We start from the raw sequence: 22,261 nt of genomic DNA, 5'->3' as shown, positions 1-22,261 counted from the left end.
TTTTCTTCTATAAACTATCTACATACTAATCGCCTTAAAAAATCCATTTCGAGAGAATTTCTCGAAATGGATTTCAACCTTATTTTGCTACTTTGTCAATAATGCGACCTTCGATTTCAGTTGGAATGGTCTTTAAACCTTTTAAATGTTCCGCGAAATTTTCCCAATCTGATAAACCTAAATCTGTCACACGGCCTTCAGCGTATGCTTTCGCAAACATATCAAAACCGTCTCCACCTTTAGCCGTAAACGCATTTGTTGCAACTGTATACGTTTTATCTGCTTCAATGGCAGTATACGTACCATCTGCATTTAATAATTCAATAGATACAACTCGTTCACCTGTTGGTTTAGAGGAATCGTATGTTACACGCGCGCCTGATACGTGCAGGAATCCACCGTTCTCTTTCGGTAACTGTTGAACCGACACTTCAAACGCCGCTTGTAGCTCAGCACCTGTAGTATCCATTAATGCTAACGTATTACCAAATGGCAGTACTGTAATTACTTGACCAACTGTTACATTACCTGCCGGGATCGCTGCACGAATACCGCCACCGTTTTGAAGAGCCATTACGACTTTTTTATCTGTGAATTTTTGTGCTTTGGCACGCATACCATCTGTAATTAAGTTCCCAAGAATCGTTTCGTTTGCACGTACGGATTCACCTGGCGTATCACTTTCAGAAGACTGGCGTGGATTTGTTAGTTCTGCTTTTAATGTTACACCAATTTCATTAGTTGCTACTTTATCCACTTGCTCTTTGAATGGCGCTAATATTTTTAATGCTTCTTCATCTTCTACTACATCCGCAAGTTTGATTAATTCACCCGCGTATTCTGTCACAACACCTTCTTCATTAAATGTTACATCTAATGTACCTAGGTAGTCAGCATATTGGTACGCTTGTACAATTAATGTTGCATCTTTCGCTACGCCAACTGTATTTGTATCAACGATGATCGGCTCGTCTAATTGTGTATGTGTGTGACCACCAACGATTACATCGATACCTTCTACATTTTTCGCAAGCTCAATATCATTATCTACTAACGGGTTATCATCATAACCGATATGTGTTAAAGCGATAATTTTATTCACACCTTGCGCTTCAAACGCTGCTACTGCTTCTTCAGCTGCTTCCAGGTAATTTGTTAAATCTACATTACCAGGAGACGAAGTATCTTCTGTATGTTCTGTTGTTAAACCAAAGATCCCGACTTTTTCACCGTTTACTTCTTTAATAATCCCTTTGTAAAGGTGCCCATCGACATAGTCAGCCGTATGTTCATAGTTGGCAATATCAGCAAACTTCGCATCTTTTGTAAAATCTGCATTTGCACTTAATACTGGGAAATTCGCACCTTTAATGAAATCTACTAATGCTTGATGACCTTCTTCGGAGCCTCCTAAGTCAAATTCATGGTTTCCAAGTGTCATCGCGTCAAAATTCATTAATTTCATTAACGCTAAGTCTGCTTTACCGTGGAATTCATTGAAATATAACGTACCGCTAAGTACATCACCAGCATGTAATAATAGTGCATCTTCGTTTTGTGCACGATACTCTTTTACAGCTGTTACAAGCTTCGGAAATTTGGCTACATTTGCATGTGTATCATTCACATGTAGAATGGATAAATCAAATGTGTTTTCTTCTGTCGGTTGCTCGGGTTGTTCAGTTGGCTCTTCTGGTTCTTCAACAGCTGCTTCTAGCCATGCTAAACCTCGTACAATAAAGGAAGCTAATTGTCCACGTGTGACATTCGCATCCGGGCTATACGTTTTTGCAGTAGTACCAGTTGTTAAACCATTTTCATATAGCGCTATAATTGCCTCATAGTACTCGCTAGAAGATGCGACATCCGTAAATGGATTAGCACCTTTACCTGTAATTTCAAAAATACTTGTGACCATTTTAGCAAATTGACCGCGTGTAATTTCTTCTGCTGGTTTAAATGAGCCGTCAGCATATCCTTTAATGAAACCATAGCTCGCTAAAATTTCAATTGCTTCAGCATATTCGTTGGATGCTGGCACATCTGTAAATGATGCTGTTCCTGGCCCTTTTGTTAAGCCAAATGCATTAACTAACATTTTCGCAGCTTGACCGCGTGTTACAGGCTTGCTAGGTTTAAATGTACCATCTGCATAACCGTTAATAACACCTGCTTCATGTAATGTTAAAATGTTCTCATAGTGTGAGTTTTTCGCATCTACATCTGTAAATCCTGCAGCAGATACACCTGAAACCGCTACTAAACTAGCTGTTACTGCACCTACTGTAGCAAATAATTTGCGTTTATCCATTGTCAGACCTCCATCTACTTAGTAACTACCACCTAATTGTACAAAAGTTTACAAATATTATCTATATTTACCTTCGTTAATTTTCTGATTACTATGTTTAAGATAGTGTGTAGTTTGTTAATAAATTATTAATGGGTATATTTTCTTTCCAAAACTTATACGTTGTGTCACACGTGTTGATTTACTTCTTATTGTTAAAGGGAACATTGCAATACGTTGATTTCCGCTACAGCTGACTCACTTCTTGCAGGAGTCGAGTCGCCTCCGCTCCAATCAACGAGCAAGCGCCTTTTTATCTTACATTTGATTATTTTGCAGCTATAGCAAGTAATATGATGCAGATTGGAAAATTAATAATACTAGTGCATTAGCAGCTAGTAAATTTGGAACACAACCAATGCGGAATCGTTCTATCTAGTTACTACTAGGATGATGTTAGACGCACAAAAATAGCAAATAAAAAGAAGGCAAAGTCCTTTATTGGACCTTGCCTTCTTTTGGTATGTGTAAATTAAGCTTCTTGAGCTTTGTTACGTAATACCATTTGTAAGATACCACCGTGACGGTAGTAGTCTACTTCTACTTCTGAGTCGAAACGAGCTAATGCTTTGAACTCCGTTACTTTACCTTCTGGAGAAGTTGCAGTAACAGTTAGGATATCACGTGGTTTCACATCGTCAGTTAAGTTAACAGCGATTGTTTCGTCACCTTTTAATCCTAAAGTATCAGCTGATTCGCCAGCCATGAATTGTAATGGTAATACACCCATCATTACTAAGTTAGAACGGTGGATACGCTCATAAGATTGTGCGATTACAGTTTTAACACCTAGTAAGAATGTACCTTTAGCAGCCCAGTCACGAGATGAACCCATACCGTAGTCGTTACCAGCTAATACTACTAAGCCAGTACCTTGTTCTTGGTACTTCATACATGCATCGTAAATGTACTCAACTTCACCAGTTGGCCAGTAAGTAGTGAAACCACCTTCTGTACCTGGTGCAACTTGGTTACGGATACGGATGTTCGCGAATGTACCACGCATCATTACTTCGTGGTTACCACGACGAGAACCGTAAGAGTTGAAGTCACGGATTGCTACGCCGTTTTCGATTAAATATTTACCTGCTGGTGTATCTTTACCGATTGAACCAGCTGGAGAAATGTGGTCAGTCGTGATTGAGTCACCGAACTTAGCCATTACACGTAATCCTTCTAAAGTTTGGATCGCACCTGGCTCTTTAGAAAGACCAGTGAAGAATGGTGGGTTTTGGATATAAGTTGATTTGTCATCGAATGTGTATAGAGATTCAGTTGAAGTCTCGATAGCATTCCATTTTTCGTTAGCAGTGAATACTGTTTCATATTCTTTTTGGAATAATTCACGAGTAACTACTTGGTTTAATACTTCGTTTACTTCTTCAGTTGAAGGCCAGATGTCAGCGAAGAATACATCGTTACCATCTTTGTCTTTACCTAAAGAATCTTTTTGTAGATCGATATCTACAGTACCAGCTAAAGCGTAAGCTACAACTAGTGGTGGTGATGCTAAGAAGTTAGCTTTTACTAATGGGTGTACACGACCTTCGAAGTTACGGTTACCAGAAAGTACTGAAGTTACGAATAAGTCATTACGTTTAATTGCATCTTCGATTTCAGGTAATAATGGACCTGAGTTACCGATACATGTTGTACATCCGTAACCAACTGTGTTGAAGCCGATTTCGTCGAAGTACTTTTGTAAGCCAGAAGCTTCTAAGTAACCAGTTACTACTTTAGAACCTGGTGCTAAAGATGTTTTTACCCACTTAGCAGGTTTAATACCTTTTTCTACCGCTTTTTTCGCTACTAAACCAGCCGCTAAAAGAACGTATGGGTTAGAAGTGTTTGTACAAGAAGTAATCGCAGCGATTGCTACAGCACCAGCTGGAATTTCTACTGCACCTTCAGCGAATTCAGCAGTTGACGTTTTAGTAAACTCTTCTTCAGTTAAACCGAAACCTTGTGTACCTTGTGGTGCAACTACTGCATTGCGGTAAGTTTCTTTCATTTGTGATAATGGAATTAAGTCTTGTGGACGTTTTGGACCAGAAAGGTTCGCTTCGATGTCAGCAAGGTTTAATTCAATTACATCTGTGTAAACTGGCTCAAGGCTTGGGTTGAACCACATATCGTTCGCTTTTAAGTAAGCTTCTACTACTGCGATGTGCTCTTCGTCACGACCAGTTAAACGCATATAGTTTAATGACTCTTCGTCGATTGCGAAGAAACCACATGTTGCACCGTATTCAGGCGCCATGTTTGAGATTGTTGCACGGTCAGCAAGTGGTAATTTAGATACACCAGGACCAAAGAACTCAACGAATTTACCTACTACGCCGCGTTGACGTAATACTTGTGTTACTTTAAGTGCTAAGTCAGTAGCTGTTGTTCCGTTTGGAAGCTCGCCTACTAATTTCACACCGATTACTTCTGGAATTGGGAAGTAAGATGGTTGACCAAGCATACCTGCTTCAGCCTCGATACCACCTACACCCCATCCAAGAACGCCGATACCATTGATCATTGTTGTATGTGAGTCAGTACCTACTACTGAATCTGGGAATGCTTCGAAAGTGCCGTCAGCAGTTTCTTTTACGTGTACGATTGGAGCTAAGTACTCTAAGTTAACTTGGTGTACGATACCAGTTGCTGGTGGTACAGCGCGGAAGTTATCATAAGCAGTTTGTGCCCATTTTAAGAAGTTATAACGCTCAGCGTTGCGCTCGAACTCAAGGTCCATGTTCGCTTGTAATGCAGATGCGTTACCGTATTTGTCAACTTGTACAGAGTGGTCAATTACAAGGTCAACAGGGATTGCTGGGTTGATTTTCGCTGGATCGCCACCCATTTCTTTCATTGCTGAACGTAAAGAAGCTAAGTCTACTACTACTGGTACACCAGTGAAGTCTTGTAAAACTACGCGAGATGGTTTGAATGGTACTTCAGCTTCTGCGTCTGCGCCAGCGCCCCATTTTGCTAATTCGTTTACGTGCTCTTCTTTGATTACATATGCATCATATTGACGTAAAACTGATTCTAATAATACTTTGATTGAGTAAGGAAGGCGTGATACGTTTGCAATACCAGCTTCTTCGATTGCAGCTAAACGGTAGTAGTTGTACTGTTTACCGTTAACTTCGAAAGATGCACGGCTATTGTGTAAATTCTCTTGTGCCATTTGTAAATCCCCCTATTTTTTCATAATTGAAAAGGCTGTTATGTAAGCTTCTTTTCTCCAAAAACTATCATATCTCATTTTTTAACATAAGTAAATTACATTAATATTATCTTTTGCAATAAGTTTAATTTATGACCTAGCACAAATACGACATTTCTCTACAATAACGAGCAGATTTGGCATAGTAAAATTTTCTTTTTCGAAAATCCGATTTCTTATCGTTTGATTTTTGTTTCGTACTACTAAGACCTGTTGACAACAAACACTTTTTTAAATTGCTCATAAAGACCATAAAATATACAATGACTTCGCTTTCATTTAAGAAAGTTTCATCCAACGTTGGATAAAGATCGATATCACCCCGCGTAATTTATCGTAGCGATTTGAAAACTTCAGTGTGAAATAAAGATTCTTCATAAAATGCAAAATATTCGTTCGTGCTTTAAACCACTCCTGTGTATAGCCGCGCTCATACGCACTCATTTCTAATCTGTCAAATACTTGTTCCACCCATTCCACTAAAACATCCTCTTCAAATCCTTTTGCTATGATGGCTTCTACTATTTTTGTAAAACGTTCTTCCTCATCATCGGTAAATACATACCCTTTCCAAAACGCCGCCTTAATCCCTTGTAACAATTGCGGGGCGTTATGCATGCTAAAATCAGGATGTTGAATGAGTGCAACAGCTAAATCGCTCACATGCGCTACACTGTGTGCCCAGCCATGTGTCTCACTGACAAAGCTACGTAAATCACGCTCTCTTTGGAATAGCTTTACCGCGCTCATCGTAATCGCTTGAATTGTGTCGCTAGGTAAAATGCGTAGTTGGCGATCCGCATGTAAAATCGCTGTTAACCAAAGTGCTGCAAATGAACGGGTATACACAGCGTCTGTATTGACTTCGTCTAAACCGTACAACAATCCCGCTTCCTGCACTAACGTTACTGCAATGTGTTCCAATTGTGCATGTGGAATTTGATTAGCGGATAATAGTTCCATAAATAAACGATAATTTAACTGATCCCGAAGCTCACCATTCGGGTCACCAATATGCGCTAACATGTCTTGTAATACGGTTGGGTGCTCGTTTATGTATGCTTGACGCTCCTCTAAAGATTGGGCAAGCACCATTTGTAATGTTTCTCTCAAAAATATTCCTCCTCATCAAATCATTATTGTCATTTTAAGAGACAACAACCGATTTGACTAGGAGGAACTATCCGCCGATTGAAAATGCTTCTTCTGCATCTAGTAATGTATTCACTTCAATGACTTTATCGGAAAAGCGTTTCACAAGCTCCACATCTACCGTATTGATTAAATTCGTTAGTATAACAGCTATACATTCAAACTTACGCTTTTGCTTGATTACATTAAATTCCTCTAAAAAACGGCTTGGTAAAAAGCTGGATCCATCTGTTACAAATAAAATATCCGCATGATTAAATTCACTCGTTGTTAAAATATCGAGCGACGCACGTAAAGGCTTCTCATAATTTGTACCGCCTCCTAAAAAACGACGATTAAATGCTAACACCTCATCCACAGTTGATCGTCCTTTTGGAAACACCATCATTTCCCCGACATCACTAGCGAATGGTACGATGGCTAAATCACGCTTTTGCTTCCGTGCGATTGCTAATAGTGCTAAACAAAAAGCTTTACTCTCTGCTTTGATCGATGTCATGGAGCTGCTTTCATCGATGCAAATAATAATCGGTCCGCGTCCTTTACGCTCTTTTCCTTGTGTATCAAAGACAAGCGTCTGTTGTTCTGCATAGCGGCGTAAAAAGTCAAGCTTTGCATGAGGCATAATAAAATGTGCTAGCTCCATTGGCAAAAGCCTTCCTACTTCTTGACCTAACGTAATGTTTTGACGCTCCATCGTCATTTTATGTTTGATTTTTTGTTTTTTCTTAGCAATACGTTTAAAGCGTCCTACTAATTCTGCAATTTTTTGTAACACATCCTGTTGCCTAATTTCCTCTGCTAGTTGGAACTGCTCCGTTATTGGCACCGTGTTTAACTTTTTGCCACATAGAGCGCCTATTTCTGCCACTGTTTGCTTAGTTTCCCTTACTTCTTTTTGCGAATGAGCAAGCATTAAACTCAACTGCCCCTTCGATAAGTCCTGCATCGTATTTTGCAATTCTTTTAATGCTTGTTGCTTTTCTTGTTGTGAAGCCACTAACTGTTTTTCATTCCATTCTATTTGTAGCTGGATGCGCCTTTTTTCTTGCACGGAGGCACTCGAATCCCCTTGCAATACTTGAAGCTCTTTTATTCGGTCATGTACACGCTGCTCCATTCGCTCAGCACGTTCTCGCTTCCATTGTGCATCACGTACTGCCCGATTATCTTTGAACCATGTTTTTAGCTGCTCTCCTACCGATACTGTCGTTAATACCGCTAATAAATCATCCGCTACTGTTAACTGTTGCCATTTTATAAATTCCTCTGTCTGCATGAGGTGCTCGACTACATCGTACTGAATAGGAAGATGTTTTTGCATATTAGACTGCAACTGCGACTCACATGTATAAAAAGCATACCAAATATCCCCGAGGAGATGAGTAAAGCCAGCATATATTTTTTCACCTTCCTCACAAGTCTCTTGCAGCATTTTGGCTAATCCCATTAGTTCATTAAACCGTTCAAATTGCCGCTCAGAAGGAGATAAAACCGTTTGACTATATACATATTTCATGCTTTCACCTACACAAAAAGGCGCCTACACTAGCCGCCTTAAATTTATGAAAAATTAAAAACCAATCACATCCGTCGTGATTTGTAATAATCGTTTGTGCATATCCTGTTTTAACTGAATGAGCTCTTCCCGATTAGGCGCTTGTCGATGCATCGCTTGCACTTCTAAAAATAGCGATTTCCCTTGTATCAATAATTCACTTACTGTTGTGTGTGAATTAGGTGTTCGACGAATCATAGCATTTCGCGCATTGACAATAACGTCCTCAAACTCTGGTACAATTCGTTCAATAAATGCCTCTACTGTGTCATGGCAAATATCGTGCAAAATTTCTTCTGTTTTTCCCTTTTGATCAATCGTTTCCCATAATGTATGTTTCAGTAATGTTATATCCGTACGTGTCACTTCAAAACGGCCTTCTAAATACGCTTTCGCTTGCAACAAGGATAGCGACTGTTTGAAACGGCGGTCAGATGGGCGAATGCCCTCATCTCGTAGTTTACTACGTACTTTAGCAAGAGTTTGGTAAATGGCATCCGAAATGAACACCGACTTCACACGACTCTGATGAAAAGTGAGCTCCTCTAATGTTAATGTCGGCATAGTCATTTCTCGTTCATCTTTTAGCATTGAAATAAATGAATCTTCCTCTCGAATATACTCTACCTCATACCGAAGTAAAAATCGGTCAAATAATGCTTCTAACCCTTCCTCTTCTTCAATATATTCATTAGAAGAACCAACTAACGTCATAAGCGGTGAAGTAACGGGCACGCCGTTATTATAATAAATACGTTCATTTATAAGCGTTAACAAAGAGTTTAATATAGCAGAGTTTGCTTTAAAGATTTCATCTATAAACGCAAAGTGAGCTTCTGGGAGCATTCCTTCTATATTGCGCTTATAAATGCCTTGCTCTAAATCTTTTAGTGATAACACACCAAATAACTCTTCTGGTGTACTAAAAGGTGTTAATAAATGTTGAAAGTATCGGCTACCTTCTACTATTTTACCAAGCATGGAAGATAAAGCGCTTTTTCCTGTACCAGCTGGACCGATGAACACAATATGTTGGCGTGACAGAAGAGCTGTCATCAGCGCCTCAATTTCAGCCTCACGGTCATAAAACTTACGATTTAAACACTGTTGTATTTGCTGCAACTTCATATAGGACACATTTCGCTCTCCCTTCTTCTAACCTAATTTTATGTTTTATTTTTTGAGAATATCATCGGCGTCCATTATTTCTTATTATCATCTTTCACTTTTGGTAATTTTTTAAACATTGTTCTGTCGATAATCGTTTGTAATCAATAAATTTTGCTAACACACCTTAAGACTTTGAGATCTAAATTCATTGCATTAAACTTTCAAAATAATATTTACCCTAGCCGCATAAACTGCCTCAGAATGGCGCATGCGGCGTTGCAAGTAATGAATTCATCTTACTTTAAATATGCATAATCAATCAGCACGTTTTTATATAACTGTATCTTGTAACTATTTTTTATTATGTAATGTCACTGTGATTATTAGTTAGGAGGGTTTTTATGGCAATCATTAAAGTGTCGACCTCAATTTTTTCTGCCATTAGAACTATTGAACGCGCATTAGCGAAAGCAAAGTTAGATGACGAGATTCAATTAGCATCTGGCTTATATAAAGAGTCGATTCAGTTTGAAAAAACAGTGTCCGTTGTAGGAAGAAATGGCGAAGAGACGATTATCGAAGGATTACTCATTATTCCGAAAAATGTAACGGTGACATTTGAGCAAATTACGTTTATTCCGACCGCTCAAATATATGTTGAAGGAAAAGCGGTTTTTAAAGACTGTCATTTCCAAGGAAAAAAAACAAGTGCCATTCTCTCGTTAAATAAAGGGAAAGCGGAACTAGAAGACTGTATATTGATGAATGCGACAGATGTGGGGATTGCAATTTTTAATGAAAGCTCCGCAACGATTAAAAATTGTCTGCTTGAAAGTAATGGAAAGTCACAAATATTACTTGAATCTTCTCATTTATCGATTGACAACTGTGAACTTACACAAGCTACACACGGTATTTGGCTAAAGAAGGATGCAACCGTTCATAGTCATAACAATTATATTCACCATCATAGCGGTACCCAAATGATCGTTCAAGAGAACTCTACTTGGATTGATACTACTAGTATAATCGAACACGGAGAAGGAAACGGGATTTACGCTTCTAAACATGCAAATGTCGAGCTAAGTAGCACGACTATCCAGCATCACAAGCTTCCACAAATTTGGATGCAAGAAAGCAATCTCTCTCTATCCAACAGTACAGTCAAACATGGGAACGAATCTGGTATTATGCTGCGCGAATATGCAACAGCAGAAATCGAACATTGTACGATCGCTAATCATCGTATAGCAAATATCCAAACGACTTTAGAATCTAGATTAAATATTACTAGTTCACAGTTATATAGCTGTGACGGCGTCGGTGTTCAAGTCCGCGAGAAATCCATTGCAAATTTTAACGATACAACCTTTTCCGCACACGTCTTGTCTCAGTTATTTGTCACAGAACAATCGATTACGTCATTAAAAAATTGTACCTTCAAGGAAGGGAAACAAGTGGGCATTTTAATCGAAAAGCAAGGCAATTGTACCATTGTGGAAAGCACGTTAAAGCATCACGAAAACACGGCCATTACCGTAATAGATGGTGAATTACTGGTCATTGGTTGCGAAATTACAGACAACGAAGGAAACGGGATTTTAGCTGTTACCAAAGCTACTGTCACTATCGAAAACAGTTGCTTTTATGGCAATGAAATGCCCCATATTGCTGGAAAAAGTGAAGTGAACATTCAACTACATCAAAGTGAATTATATGATGGTAAAGGCTTATACGTACTGGATCAATCTCAACTGACCGTCATCGACTGTAAAATTTATGATGGTGACGGCGTTCAAGTAGAAATTAGCGATCAAACGAAGGCAAAATTCGATAATTGTATCATTTCTGGTGGGAAGACAAATGGATTAAAAGCCTATCGTGATTCTTCCTTGCTCATTCTCAATTGTCAGATTTTAAAACATGCTATGCCACAAATTGTCTTAAATGATAGCTCCCTTATTATGAAAGATACAGAATTACTAGAGGGCGAACGAAATGGTCTTATCGTTGAAAATAATAGCGAGGCATTTATACAAGACACCTTTATCTCAAAACATGCTTTCCCGCAAATCTGGATTGACCTAGAATCTAATGTAGAACTGAAATCGGCACAAATAACAGAAGGCGAAGAATCAGATATTTATGTACAAAATAAGTCGACTCTCCATGCTTCAAACTGCATTATTCGCAACGACAAATTTCAATTCAACGTGCAAGCTGTAAATCATTCTAGCATTACACTAGAAGAAACGATTGTTGATAATTATGTAGGTGAAAAGTTTTATAGTGAAAATAATAGCACCATTACAAATTTATTGGATGAAGTGAATGATTAGAAAGGCGCATCTGGACCAAAATAAGCTCCGCTAGCTTTTGATACTAGGGGAGCTTTTCGATTTACTTTAATCATCTGCATGAATCAGCATGCTAAAGTGGAATTTCACACCGAGTTTTTGTAATTCAGTTGTTGCCTCTGCAACAAGCGCCTCTGCTTGTTTCCGTTTCGCCGCATCCAATTCTTCAAACATTTTATCTTGATGGTTTGGCAATTCCACGCCTAATTCTTTGCATTTTTCAGCGGCTTGCTCTTTTGTTAATTGACCATCTTTCATTTGTTGTTTAATTTCTTTTATTTTTGCCTTTGTTTTTTCATCTAACGCCTCAAACTTATCGTGCATTTCCTCAGAATCTGGGAATGTTACACCAAGCGTCACTAACTCCTTTTTTAAGTTGATTAGGATGTCATCAACTTTTTCTCTCGTTTCTGCATCAAGCTTGTGCATTTCGTGACCATGCACGAAATAATCGTTTGCCTGTATGATCGGCGTCACTGCACTCCCCGTAATGCCCACTGCTAATGCTCCCGCTGCAATATATGTTGTCAGTCGTTTTTTCATCTTCTCCGCCTCCTTTGAATAGTTCACTTTTATTCACGGTAGCATCGATAGTTTTTCCTGTTTGACATAAAACATACGCAGATGCTATTTGAAGAAGTTCTAAGGGATTAACAAAAAATACAATAAATTCACATCACACTTGTTGATTTACCTATTATTGTTAAAGGGAACATTGGAATACGTTGATTTCCGCTACGGCTGACTCGCTTTCCGCAGGCACGGCTTCAACTAATTTCTTTCGGCTCATGCCGAAAGAAATGGATTTTCAGCTCGTGCTTTTCCTGCAGGAGTCGAGTCGCCTCCGCTCCAATCAACGAGCAAGCGCCTTTTTATTAATCATTTCACTAAAAAGCACCCTTATGATCTACTAGCATTTGTATAATCAACACAGCTAAATTCACATATTAAAAGCTACCCTAAATAGAATACTGCTTTTGAAGCATAGCTGAAATTCGCGCAACGGCAAAAGTTATTAGCATAATTAATAAACCTAACAACGCAATTCCAGGATGCATTGCATGTTGACTTGTCAAAAAAGCAAAACCGATACTATACAAAATAATGATGGTAATTGCACAAGCTTTTATGATACTTAATGATTTTACTGTCACAGCTGCTTTTTTAGTTTCTATCGTTTTTATAAATGCTAATGCTTGATAAAGCGCAAAGTAAAATGGAATGGTCGTTACATACATACCAAGTAACACAGGATACTTTAAATGAGCATACTCAGGATATATGTTCGCTGAAGTGGAAGCCATTTGCGGTAACCAGTCTATACAGAGTAGGAAAATAACACTACCAAACAGATAAATCCCAGCTTTCAAAATGTTTGTACTAATTCCCCACATTTTTATCCCCCCTTTCTTTTGAAAGTTTTTCCTTTTCACAGTGGACGTTTAATTAGTATGTAAGTTCCTATTAGTACTCTAGAGGATGGTAAGCATACCAAGTATTCCTAATAATCAACATGATTAGTACTAACGTGAAAAGGCAACGCTACATGTATATCCCCCTAATTAAAAGCAGCTAATTCATCTATGGGAATTAGCTGCTTTTTGCTTTACTTATTACAACAATGACCGTTCAGTAAAACGAATTAAAAAAGTATATTAAAACACGATTTATACTAACGGCTATCACAAACACAACAGCCATTGCTGGTTTTAATGTGGTCCATAATATAACAGCTGCTATTCCAAATATGACCAACTCCAACGTTAGTAGACTTATCCCCTCAAGGGCTAAAGAAGCTTTAGGCGCACCAAATGTAGCCCAAATACTGATGGTGACAACCAGGAGTCCTGTACAAAATAAGATTTTTGTTAAATAACTATTTCCCTGTTGTAAACCCCAATAGCCAATAATAGCTAAAGTAGCTATCTCTAGAAGAAAACGTAGCAGTAAGTTTACTATCATTTATTTAATCCCCCATCTAAATCACGAACTTTATTAAACATTCGGACTTCATGCTATTTTACAAATAGAATTTAATCCATTCGCTCTATTAGTTTTTTGTACATTTCCTCTACAGTTTCTTCTATTTGATTTTTATTCGCTTCGTACTTACCTTTTCCTATAACATTTGCGGCCATTTTTAATACTTGTAACGCCACGGTGTAAAATTCAATTTGCTTTTCAATAAAAGTAATCTTACTTTCAAATAATGACACGGTAGAATTATTACACGCCTCACTTAACGGCTGCTTATCTAGAGCCAGTAATGATCGAATTTCTTGGAGTGAAAATCCTAGTTGCTTTAATACTAAAATAAATTTGATTGTTTTTTCGCATTGTGCACCATAAAATCGATAGCCATTTTCTAATCGCTGCGGGTGTAATAAACCTTCTTTTTCATAAAATCGAATCGTATCATGTGATAAATCGTACTTTAAAGCAAATTGTTTTATATACATATAGACTCCCCCTAAGTTCAGACTATCATTGGAGTGAACTCTAATGTCAAGGTTATGTATTAATTATTCTATTAACATAGCTGTCCTCTATAAGGGAAAGTGGATTTTCCCTCATAAAGCAGCCATCTTAGCACCAACTATTATAAAAACAAATCGAGGCACTATAAAAAGTTTTTAATATGTATGGACATTGAATCATAGTAAACTATTCATAATAACAAATAAAAACCCACCACAACGTTACTTGTATCTAATTGCGTCAACAAGTTTGTAGGTGAGTTTTTTACGTATTTTAATGCTGAAGTCCATACTTTGTTTCTAAAAGAATTTGATTGTTGTTTAAATATATACTTTCAATTACAAGTGCTATTAACCCATTATCAGATTTTGTTTCATGCCATTCTCCTGCTTCCCATAAAACCGCTTCTCCTTTAGACAGTTGTACAAATTCATCTATATCATTGCGGACATATCCTTCACCGGCTAAAACGACTAACAACTGTGGAACTACTGCTTTATGAAAACCAATAACGCCGTTTTCTCTTAATGTAAATAATGATATTTTCGCTTCTGCTTCAAGTTGCGCAAATGGGGTGATAAAAAAATTTGAATCAAAGTGTGTTACGTGCATACCTAAATCCATGTCAAATTTAAAAAACTTCATTATCCATCTCTCCTTCTATCAATGTATTTATCGCTCTTTACCAAAATCCATGGATGAACTTTAGTAAAATTTATGTATAAGGGCATAGACTGATCCCTATGTGTGAGCAAACCGACAAGCTTCCTCAGTTCAACACAATTGTTAATCACAAAGGCTTTGCTACTATCACTTTGCTTTCATGTAGATATGTGCATTTTAATGTTCCAGCATCACGATTAACTTTAAAAATCCGCCTCCAGGTTGCAAGCTTATCGTCTCATTTGCTTGTATTTCAGCTAAAAATAAATGTTTTTTAACGGTTCACGGTAGGATTTTGCTCATGCTGGATGATTTTGATCGGATGCAAGGACTTTTTACTCGGATACCCTAGCTTTTTGACCGTTCAATGTCGAAAATTTTAAGATGATTTATGTAGATAAATTGCCATACAATGTGATGATTTTCACATTATTTCTTTATCGTTACCCGACAGAAGACGCCCACTTCAAGGAGTGAGGAATGTTTAGCCCAATGAGTGAGTGGGAGTAGTTCAACGTTAAGTTCAACTTATTCTGTTTTTTACATTGGAAATACCAACTATTAACCGAAATATGTATTTAACCTTGTATACCTTAATGCATTACCTACTTACTGGTACGTATTATTCAAGCATAAAATAGAAATAAAACTATTGTTCTTGATGATGGTTTATGTATTTTTATCTTAAAAAATAGTGTCGGATAATATTATACATGTTAGTTAGGCATTTCTAGTATTTAATAAAACTATCATAATACAAACATTAGTACAATAGTATTACTCTTCAATACCTTCTGTAAAGATATCTAACTAATGATATAAATACACTTCTTCATTAAAGTAGGTGAATGAACTTGTATAAGAGTTAAAATCCAATTCCATTCTGCATATAAATTCGGGGGTTCTAGAGTGTTCATTATAAAGAAACGGACAGGATGGAATTATGAGGACAATATACAAGGAAACGGTGACTAACATGCATATCGATAGTTTCTATATGTTGAATTAACCGTAACTTTCCGCAGTATACACTGAGCTATAAATATAAATTTAACTATTATATCGACAAAATTGAATTGAATATATAGAATCTTTGTAAAAAAACAACAAGTACATTTAATTATATTAAATGAATATGAATGTATGATGAAAATTTTAATACTTTTCTAATATATTCATATACTTACACTTTAGATATGACTATATTGTGTAATCGTTGCGCAATCAAACTAAACACTAAATTATTATATTAAGATATAGCTAAAGAAAGGAGTGGGAAAATTATGAAACCACTAGCATTCATTTCTTCTATTATAGGTATTTGTATCGCTATCTTAATTGGTATTAGCATTAACAAAAGTGTAATCAGTGTTACTGAGCCGACGCTTGAAAACACAACACAGGTGAAAACGGAAACAACAATCCCTCCTCAAGTTGCTTCAGCTAATAGTCAGGTATTCCCCCAAATTAGTATGGAAAACGTACCTGATAGCAAAATGAAAGAAGACATTATGTATGGCTACAATTTAGTGAATGAAACGCATGTCTATGCAGAGGAGAACGTCGGCAATCAACTTTCTTGTACAAGCTGTCACGCTGGTGCTGGTTTAAGAGATTCAAATGCTTCTCTTGTCGGTGTCATGGCAGACTATCCAAAATATATCGCGCGTTCAGGAGATATCGTAACAATTGAAGAGCGTATTAACGGGTGTATGGTTCGTAGTATGAATGGTACAAAATTCGAAGCCAATAGCGATGAGCTGGAAGCAATGGTCGCATACTTCAAGTATATTTCTGAGGGCGTAACAATTGGCGAAGAACGCCCATGGGCAAAATCAGCAGATATGAAAGCTGTCCCTATTCCTGATGTAGCTAATGGCGAAAAATTATTTACTGCAAAATCCTGTATTGCCTGCCACGCCGTTGATGGTTCTGGTACAGGTGCAAACACGGGTCCAGCATTATGGGGAGAAAACTCCTTTAACGACGGCGCAGGTATGGCGCGCGTGTCAAAAATGGCTGGCTATATTCAAGCATACATGCCTGTTGGTCAAGAAATGACATTAACAGATCAAGAAGCATCCGATTTAGCTGCGTATATTTTATCACAAGACCGTCCTGAATGGAAAAATCATGACAAAGACTGGCCAAATGGTGGTAAACCTTCCGATATTATGACGAAAGAACGCCGCGAACAGGTACAAAACGGGACAATTAATTGGAATGAAGTACTAGCTGATTTCCAATAATCACCTTGAGCTAACACAAATTTTTATGTGTTAGCTCTTTTCTTATACTTAATTCTATAGCTATATGACGTTACAAAGGCGTAACAAATTTATAGCCCAGGCCCCGCACAGTCACAATTCGCTTCGGGTTATGCCGATCTTCTTCTATCTTTTCTCGTAATTTTTTGATATGGGCATCGATTGTTCGATCTAAAATTTCCCGCTCAATGTTTGGATATAAATGCCTTACTAAATCCTCACGAGACAATATGACATTCGGATGGTCCATAAAGTAATAGAGCAATAAAAATTCATGCTTTGTTAATTTGACTGGTTTCCCGTATAAAAGCACTTCCCCTTTTCTCGGTTTAATACACAATCCATCCCGAATTAGTTTTTGACAAAAAAGCCCCGTCCGTCGAATGACCGCTTCCATATGAGCAAGCAATTCATTAATATCAATTGGTTTTGTTAAATACGCATCCGCCCCTATTTTCAAGCCATTGATTTTATCTTCTACGAGCAACTTGCTGCTAATCATAATAATCGAAACATCTTGCGTATTTTGCTCACGCACCCACTGACAAAACGCTTCTCCGCTCATACCCGGTAATATTAAATCTAATAAAATCATACATGGATAATTTGCTTTAAATTTTTCAATCGCTTCTTCTGCTGAATACGCTACTGTCACTTCATAACCAGCTTGTTCCACCGCATCTTTCAGTATCGTAGCGAATAGCCGATCATCTTCTACAATTAGTACCTTTTGATTCATATTAGCCCTACCTATTCCTTTTTTTATACTGAATTTAAACGTAACTGTTGATTATTCATTTTGTATTAAAAAGTTGTTTTACTATGTATTGAATTATATTTATGCTAGCCGTTACTTACATAATGTAATTTGTCCTGCTGCACAAAATCAGTCGCAGCTTCATTCGTTAATCAACACCATTGAAAGTTTAACATACTTTTTACCGTACAAAATATGGCATACAGCCAATTCACTAGTTATTCGGTTTTATATACTAATTTTCATACGTGTTAGCTCATAAAAAGACTTTATTTCACACCTACTGATGAACTGATTATTTCTATACGTAGGAAAATAATAAGTACTACTCTCTTCCCGTAGGCATGGGGCTGTAAACTGTAGCTTCCTATCATACTAACAAATATAGTTACTTATTTAAAAATACGTTCGCTTTATGCAACGTCGAATATTCCCGACTTTTTACATATTGAAAATGAAATCGTTCATTTCCGGGGAAATATTTCGAAAATTTCGTTATTTGATAAGGGAATTAAATTTCCTATTATAACAAGTATCTCTCTTTTGATTTTCTATTACGAGTTCATCATAACGGGCTGTGTTTTATTTTCTAGCATTAGAAAATTAGTCACCAACAAAATAAGCATTTGTCCTAAAACGGCGTAAAATAAAGGATCTTGTATAGATGCTATTTCCTCTACTTCTATATAAGTTTTAAATTTCTCTTTTATTACACTATGCCATCTTCCTATCTCATATCCATTTTCATAAAATTTAACCCCGTCCATTATGGACTTTTTTGTATGTATTTCAATATTGCTGCTGATTATTTTAAATTCTGCATTAAGTACATCAAAGTTTTTTTGACAAGCGTGAAACATGCTCCCTTTTAACTCTCCCTCTAAAAATTCAATATAATAATCTGGCTTAGCAATCCAATAATTTTTTTTATAAGTTTTTATTACTTGTATATCCCTAGCATCAAAAGCTTTAAAACTAACTAATAAACTATGTCGACCACAAAACATGTCAAACAAACTATGAAAAATAGTTTTATAATGTCTTTGAATAGTACCGATTTTTCCGTTGCTTGCATCAAAAATTTCCAATTGGACAGTTGCACTTTTTACATAGGGAGATTGATAAGTATAGCAATTCATCTTTTTCCTCCTATTTTTTAGGTTCATCACCAAAAGCGGGGGTTGCCTATACATGGCACACTACACTCCGAGCGGATGCTTTCCGCGGGCATGGCTTCAGTCTCCTCGGGCCAACACGATGTTGGTCACGAAGGTGTTGGCACAGGACGTGACGGTTTTAGCCTTCGCTCTTTTATCGTCCCTCACTGCTCCTGTCACGCACGCTTAGGCGCAAATAAATTTCCTGCGGGGCCTTCAGCTCGGGGCAACATGATGTTGCTCACAAAGGCGTTGCAACAGGACGTGGCGACTTTAGCCTTTGCTCACTTCCCCCGCTGGAGTCACCGCTCTCCGTTCCGTGTGCTACCTACTTCTACATAAATTAATTATTAATGAAATAAAGTGTTTGTTGATTGGAGTGGAGGTTGGGCGAGTGCATCTGACGGCTACGCCTTTCGATGCAGAAATAATCTGTTCCCTTCACTGCGGAACAGATTATTTTCCTGGGGGATTAGCGTCCTAGATGAGACACTGGACTGAGCGGAGCGAGGGAAGCGGCTCATCGGACGCCCCCCGAAAAGCGCCCAGCTGCTCCTGACGCTACGCTTTCGTCGCAAATGAATTTGGAACGGAAATCAACCCCAAGTTACGGTGATGAGCCATTTTTTATAAATTTAAACAAACTATTCCCTGGTGAATATGAAATTTTTTTATTTTAGTATATATGATAACAAATTATGGTATAAAATCTCAATTTGATTATCTTTTGAATAACTTTATAATTTATCAGAACGGACCTAATAATGTAATTGAGACTACAATGTAGCGCAAAACGTCAAAAAAAGAAGGCTTACGCTTATTAGCTGCTGCCTAATGTACAATAAAACTTTTGGAATAAGACGGTTCGCTAACAATGAACATCTTTTGGCCTTTTGCCATATGTATAGAGCGAAAGGAATGATGACAGTGGTTTCGATTGAACATCTCGAAATTCAAGGGCAACCGTTTATGGCTGTTACAGTCCGTTTACCAAAAACAACGTTGCTAACCGTTTCAAATGATAACGGTTATATTATGTGTGGCGCTTTAGATGTAGGGCTTTTAAATAGCCGCTTAGCAGATCGGAAAATCCTTGCAGGTCGTGCTGTCGGTGTAAAAACAATCGAGGAATTATTAGAGGCTCCACTTGAGTCCGTTACGATTGAAGCAGAAGCAATCGGCATTTATCCGGGGATGATTGGAAAAGATGCACTACTTAAAATGCTTTAAAACACGTACGAAATGTTCTATTTCATTATTGTTTTTCACCCAATGAAGAGGCGTATTTGATATTGAATCGAATATGCTTCTTGTTTTTATGTGAACAATCCACTGTCTACATACTTGCCTGTTGAAATACATAAAACGTACAAACTGAAATTTCACTTTGAAAAATGAACGATTTAGACCTCTCATCCTTTACGTTTTTTCATTCTAAATACTGTCATGATGACAAACAGAAGGATACTATAAATACTTACACCCACAATTAAAAGTAACGCCTCATTCATTAAATATATGGGTGGGTAACCACTATGTTCATTCATTTGCCATTCTTCTGCTTTATACATGCCCCAAATTGTACTTACCATCAGCATATACAACCCAAGTGCTAAAAAAGATTTCGCGGGAAATAAACGCGATTTCTTTTTATTCTTCACATCAAATGAGATTAAAAAATAGATAAACAACCCACTATATATGAGCAATATCACTATAATTTCTGACATATTCACTATCATTCTCTCCTTATTTTTGCTTATAGGACTTGTAAAATTAGGAAAAGGTTCCTTTGTCTATCACCTTACTTATTAAAAAATCCTCCCTTATAGCCAATTAGCTAAAAGGAAGGCTCTTTTCACTAAGATATAAGTTTATTACGAGACAACTAGGAATAATAAAATTAAAGCGAAAACGCCCCCAAAAATAGTAGGTAGTTGTTCTCTAAATGTCTGTGTCACACGTAAATGTGTCCTTATACGGCCAATCGCAAGCACTACTAACATGAGTGCGCCGTACATCACCAGTGTTTCATAATAAAACCCTAGTAGTAAACAAATCACTGCAACCATTTCCATAAAACCTACTGCAATGCGGTGCTCATGTTTTGACAACGCTCTTTGATCCATCTCTATGCCTGCTATTTTTCTAATACTGGTCATACTAAAAACGATTACAAGCAGCAATTGAAGGACTACTATTGCGACCTCCATGCTTTCCTCTCCTTTTGATTAATAACTTTATAATTCCGTTTTTTCCTATAACTACATAAAATGATCGTACAAAACTGATACTAGACTCTCCTATTCTCGCTTAATCAGTAGAAAAATCAGAACCTGCTAATAGATCATCAGTAGGTATTTTGCATAAAGTGGATTGCTCTACTGGGCCTTTATTTTTCAAATACGATTGTACGATGTGGTAGCCAATACAGTAGCCAATCCATTTGGGTAGTTGTTTCTTTCGATCACCATATAAGTAGGCGTGATGATTCCCTACTCCTTTGACATTTAATGCTGGTACAAATGATTGTTTCCAAATCATTAGAGCTTCTTCATAGGAATAGCGCTTTGCCCATGGAGATAACGATTTTTCACCGTATAACTCTTCTACTGCCCATTCTGCCATCCCCTCTAGCACGACGGAGTCCTTTAGCAACATTTCTTGCGGCGTTTTGTTTAAATAAAACAATCGGCAACTATGGTGGTACTCATGGACAAATAAAGTGGTCAATTCGGCTTCAGCTAAATCTGTTGTAACAAATAAAAATAAGGCTTTATTAAAAGCAACACCGTTTTTATTGGCTGTCATACCCTCGAATATTGGTCTATTGTTTGTTAATGGATATATATAAATCCTTACCTTTGGCCCATCCCAAAGAGGCTTTAACCTTCTATATTCTTTTTTTACAATGCCCCACACATCTCTTTCTTCTAGCTGCTTTACTGTATCATCTAAAGCCATCCATTCGTGCGGTTTAAATAGACCACTATTTAACAGCTCGTAGTAGAGCGCTTCTTGTGGTACTTGCGGGAATAGCTTTAAGAGGGGGGTAACAATTATTTTACGCTGGACTTCAGCTAGTTGATTTTTAGGTTGTTGCTTACACGATTCACTGATTTTATATAGTAACTTCTGTGTAGGAATAACCGGCATTTTCTCACCCTTTTTTCCTTATTATATGTGCTGGAC

18 protein-coding genes are annotated in these 22,261 nt (G+C 37.4%); 3 read left to right on the top strand and 15 right to left on the bottom strand.

Translation table 11 applies throughout. From position 1 onward, the window contains the following. Positions 1-79 precede the first annotated feature (79 nt). The 5 genes from AAGS61_RS09455 to AAGS61_RS09435 all read right to left on the bottom strand — a co-directional run bounded on the left by AAGS61_RS09455 (position 80) and on the right by AAGS61_RS09435 (position 9,408). Positions 80-2,311: an S-layer homology domain-containing protein gene (locus AAGS61_RS09455; RefSeq protein ID WP_391370610.1), complete on the bottom strand. Its 2,232-nt coding sequence runs from the start codon at positions 2,309-2,311 to the stop codon at positions 80-82. A gap of 511 nt (positions 2,312-2,822) precedes the next feature. Then, positions 2,823-5,531 carry an aconitate hydratase AcnA gene (gene acnA, locus AAGS61_RS09450; RefSeq protein WP_391370607.1) on the bottom strand — a complete coding sequence of 903 codons (2,709 nt, stop codon included), beginning with the start codon at positions 5,529-5,531 and terminating at the stop codon, positions 2,823-2,825. A 318-nt stretch (positions 5,532-5,849) separates the two neighbouring features. Continuing rightward, entirely contained in the window at positions 5,850-6,683 is an 834-nt protein-coding gene (locus tag AAGS61_RS09445) for a DUF2785 domain-containing protein (RefSeq protein WP_391370604.1), read from the bottom strand. 67 nt (positions 6,684-6,750) lie between these two features. Next, positions 6,751-8,241: a vWA domain-containing protein gene (locus tag AAGS61_RS09440; protein ID WP_391370602.1), complete on the bottom strand. Its 1,491-nt coding sequence runs from the start codon at positions 8,239-8,241 to the stop codon at positions 6,751-6,753. Positions 8,242-8,295: 54 nt separating this feature from the next. Then, complete coding sequence (locus tag AAGS61_RS09435) at positions 8,296-9,408, bottom strand: AAA family ATPase (protein WP_391371148.1); 1,113 nt, start codon at positions 9,406-9,408, stop codon at positions 8,296-8,298. Between the two features lie 383 nt (positions 9,409-9,791). Here AAGS61_RS09435 and AAGS61_RS09430 point away from each other — a divergent pair, with 383 nt between their 5' ends. Further along, positions 9,792-11,729: a right-handed parallel beta-helix repeat-containing protein gene (locus AAGS61_RS09430; protein WP_391370599.1), complete on the top strand. Its 1,938-nt coding sequence runs from the start codon at positions 9,792-9,794 to the stop codon at positions 11,727-11,729. Between the two features lie 66 nt (positions 11,730-11,795). Here AAGS61_RS09430 and AAGS61_RS09425 read toward each other — a convergent pair whose 3' ends face one another. The 5 genes from AAGS61_RS09425 to AAGS61_RS09405 all read right to left on the bottom strand — a co-directional run bounded on the left by AAGS61_RS09425 (position 11,796) and on the right by AAGS61_RS09405 (position 14,870). Next, complete coding sequence (locus tag AAGS61_RS09425) at positions 11,796-12,290, bottom strand: hypothetical protein (RefSeq protein ID WP_391370597.1); 495 nt, start codon at positions 12,288-12,290, stop codon at positions 11,796-11,798. 416 nt (positions 12,291-12,706) lie between these two features. Then, positions 12,707-13,141 (bottom strand): DUF2975 domain-containing protein, encoded by a 435-nt coding sequence (locus AAGS61_RS09420; protein ID WP_391370594.1) that lies wholly within the window; start codon positions 13,139-13,141, stop codon positions 12,707-12,709. A gap of 235 nt (positions 13,142-13,376) precedes the next feature. Beyond that, entirely contained in the window at positions 13,377-13,709 is a 333-nt protein-coding gene (locus AAGS61_RS09415) for a YrdB family protein (protein ID WP_391370592.1), read from the bottom strand. 71 nt (positions 13,710-13,780) lie between these two features. Beyond that, positions 13,781-14,206 (bottom strand): MerR family transcriptional regulator, encoded by a 426-nt coding sequence (locus AAGS61_RS09410; RefSeq protein WP_391370589.1) that lies wholly within the window; start codon positions 14,204-14,206, stop codon positions 13,781-13,783. A gap of 292 nt (positions 14,207-14,498) precedes the next feature. Further along, on the bottom strand, positions 14,499-14,870 hold the full coding sequence (locus AAGS61_RS09405; RefSeq protein WP_391370586.1) for a cupin domain-containing protein: 372 nt from the start codon (positions 14,868-14,870) through the stop codon (positions 14,499-14,501). Positions 14,871-16,171: 1,301 nt separating this feature from the next. Here AAGS61_RS09405 and AAGS61_RS09400 point away from each other — a divergent pair. After that, complete coding sequence (locus tag AAGS61_RS09400) at positions 16,172-17,137, top strand: c-type cytochrome (RefSeq protein WP_391370583.1); 966 nt, start codon at positions 16,172-16,174, stop codon at positions 17,135-17,137. Between the two features lie 70 nt (positions 17,138-17,207). Here the strand turns inward: AAGS61_RS09400 and AAGS61_RS09395 are convergent, their stop codons facing one another. Then, positions 17,208-17,894 carry a response regulator transcription factor gene (locus tag AAGS61_RS09395; protein ID WP_391370580.1) on the bottom strand — a complete coding sequence of 229 codons (687 nt, stop codon included), beginning with the start codon at positions 17,892-17,894 and terminating at the stop codon, positions 17,208-17,210. Positions 17,895-18,466: 572 nt separating this feature from the next. Then, a complete protein-coding gene (locus AAGS61_RS09390) occupies positions 18,467-19,051 on the bottom strand; it encodes a tubby C-terminal domain-like protein (RefSeq protein ID WP_391370577.1) in 585 nt (194 codons plus the stop codon). 936 nt (positions 19,052-19,987) lie between these two features. Here AAGS61_RS09390 and AAGS61_RS09385 point away from each other — a divergent pair. Next, complete coding sequence (locus tag AAGS61_RS09385; protein WP_391370574.1) at positions 19,988-20,299, top strand: YunC family protein; 312 nt, start codon at positions 19,988-19,990, stop codon at positions 20,297-20,299. A gap of 182 nt (positions 20,300-20,481) precedes the next feature. Here the strand turns inward: AAGS61_RS09385 and AAGS61_RS09380 are convergent, their stop codons facing one another. The 3 genes from AAGS61_RS09380 to AAGS61_RS09370 all read right to left on the bottom strand — a co-directional run bounded on the left by AAGS61_RS09380 (position 20,482) and on the right by AAGS61_RS09370 (position 22,225). Then, positions 20,482-20,805, bottom strand: coding sequence for a peptide ABC transporter permease (locus AAGS61_RS09380; RefSeq protein WP_391370571.1), 324 nt, complete (start codon positions 20,803-20,805; stop codon positions 20,482-20,484). 141 nt (positions 20,806-20,946) lie between these two features. Next, a complete protein-coding gene (locus tag AAGS61_RS09375) occupies positions 20,947-21,282 on the bottom strand; it encodes a DoxX family protein (RefSeq protein WP_391370568.1) in 336 nt (111 codons plus the stop codon). A gap of 100 nt (positions 21,283-21,382) precedes the next feature. Next, a complete protein-coding gene (locus AAGS61_RS09370) occupies positions 21,383-22,225 on the bottom strand; it encodes a DUF2268 domain-containing protein (protein WP_391370566.1) in 843 nt (280 codons plus the stop codon). Positions 22,226-22,261: the final 36 nt, after the last annotated feature.

Source organism: Lysinibacillus sp. KU-BSD001 (assembly GCF_042920265.1).
GTDB lineage: Bacteria > Bacillota > Bacilli > Bacillales_A > Planococcaceae > Lysinibacillus_B.
Note: the sequence above shows the minus strand (reverse complement) of the source record. Positions and strands in the feature narration are given on the sequence as shown.

Excerpts from the sequence above, each read along its gene's own strand:
- AAGS61_RS09455 (WP_391370610.1), bottom strand. The coding sequence starts at position 2,311 with ATGGATAAACGCAAATTATTTGCTACAGTAGGTGCAGTAACAGCTAGT.
- acnA (WP_391370607.1), bottom strand. The coding sequence starts at position 5,531 with ATGGCACAAGAGAATTTACACAATAGCCGTGCATCTTTCGAAGTTAAC.
- AAGS61_RS09440 (WP_391370602.1), bottom strand. The coding sequence starts at position 8,241 with ATGAAATATGTATATAGTCAAACGGTTTTATCTCCTTCTGAGCGGCAA.
- AAGS61_RS09435 (WP_391371148.1), bottom strand. The coding sequence starts at position 9,408 with ATGAAGTTGCAGCAAATACAACAGTGTTTAAATCGTAAGTTTTATGAC.
- AAGS61_RS09430 (WP_391370599.1), top strand. The coding sequence starts at position 9,792 with ATGGCAATCATTAAAGTGTCGACCTCAATTTTTTCTGCCATTAGAACT.
- AAGS61_RS09425 (WP_391370597.1), bottom strand. The coding sequence starts at position 12,290 with ATGAAAAAACGACTGACAACATATATTGCAGCGGGAGCATTAGCAGTG.
- AAGS61_RS09420 (WP_391370594.1), bottom strand. The coding sequence starts at position 13,141 with ATGTGGGGAATTAGTACAAACATTTTGAAAGCTGGGATTTATCTGTTT.
- AAGS61_RS09415 (WP_391370592.1), bottom strand. The coding sequence starts at position 13,709 with ATGATAGTAAACTTACTGCTACGTTTTCTTCTAGAGATAGCTACTTTA.
- AAGS61_RS09410 (WP_391370589.1), bottom strand. The coding sequence starts at position 14,206 with ATGTATATAAAACAATTTGCTTTAAAGTACGATTTATCACATGATACG.
- AAGS61_RS09405 (WP_391370586.1), bottom strand. The coding sequence starts at position 14,870 with ATGAAGTTTTTTAAATTTGACATGGATTTAGGTATGCACGTAACACAC.
- AAGS61_RS09400 (WP_391370583.1), top strand. The coding sequence starts at position 16,172 with ATGAAACCACTAGCATTCATTTCTTCTATTATAGGTATTTGTATCGCT.
- AAGS61_RS09395 (WP_391370580.1), bottom strand. The coding sequence starts at position 17,894 with ATGAATCAAAAGGTACTAATTGTAGAAGATGATCGGCTATTCGCTACG.
- AAGS61_RS09390 (WP_391370577.1), bottom strand. The coding sequence starts at position 19,051 with ATGAATTGCTATACTTATCAATCTCCCTATGTAAAAAGTGCAACTGTC.
- AAGS61_RS09385 (WP_391370574.1), top strand. The coding sequence starts at position 19,988 with ATGATGACAGTGGTTTCGATTGAACATCTCGAAATTCAAGGGCAACCG.
- AAGS61_RS09375 (WP_391370568.1), bottom strand. The coding sequence starts at position 21,282 with ATGGAGGTCGCAATAGTAGTCCTTCAATTGCTGCTTGTAATCGTTTTT.
- AAGS61_RS09370 (WP_391370566.1), bottom strand. The coding sequence starts at position 22,225 with ATGCCGGTTATTCCTACACAGAAGTTACTATATAAAATCAGTGAATCG.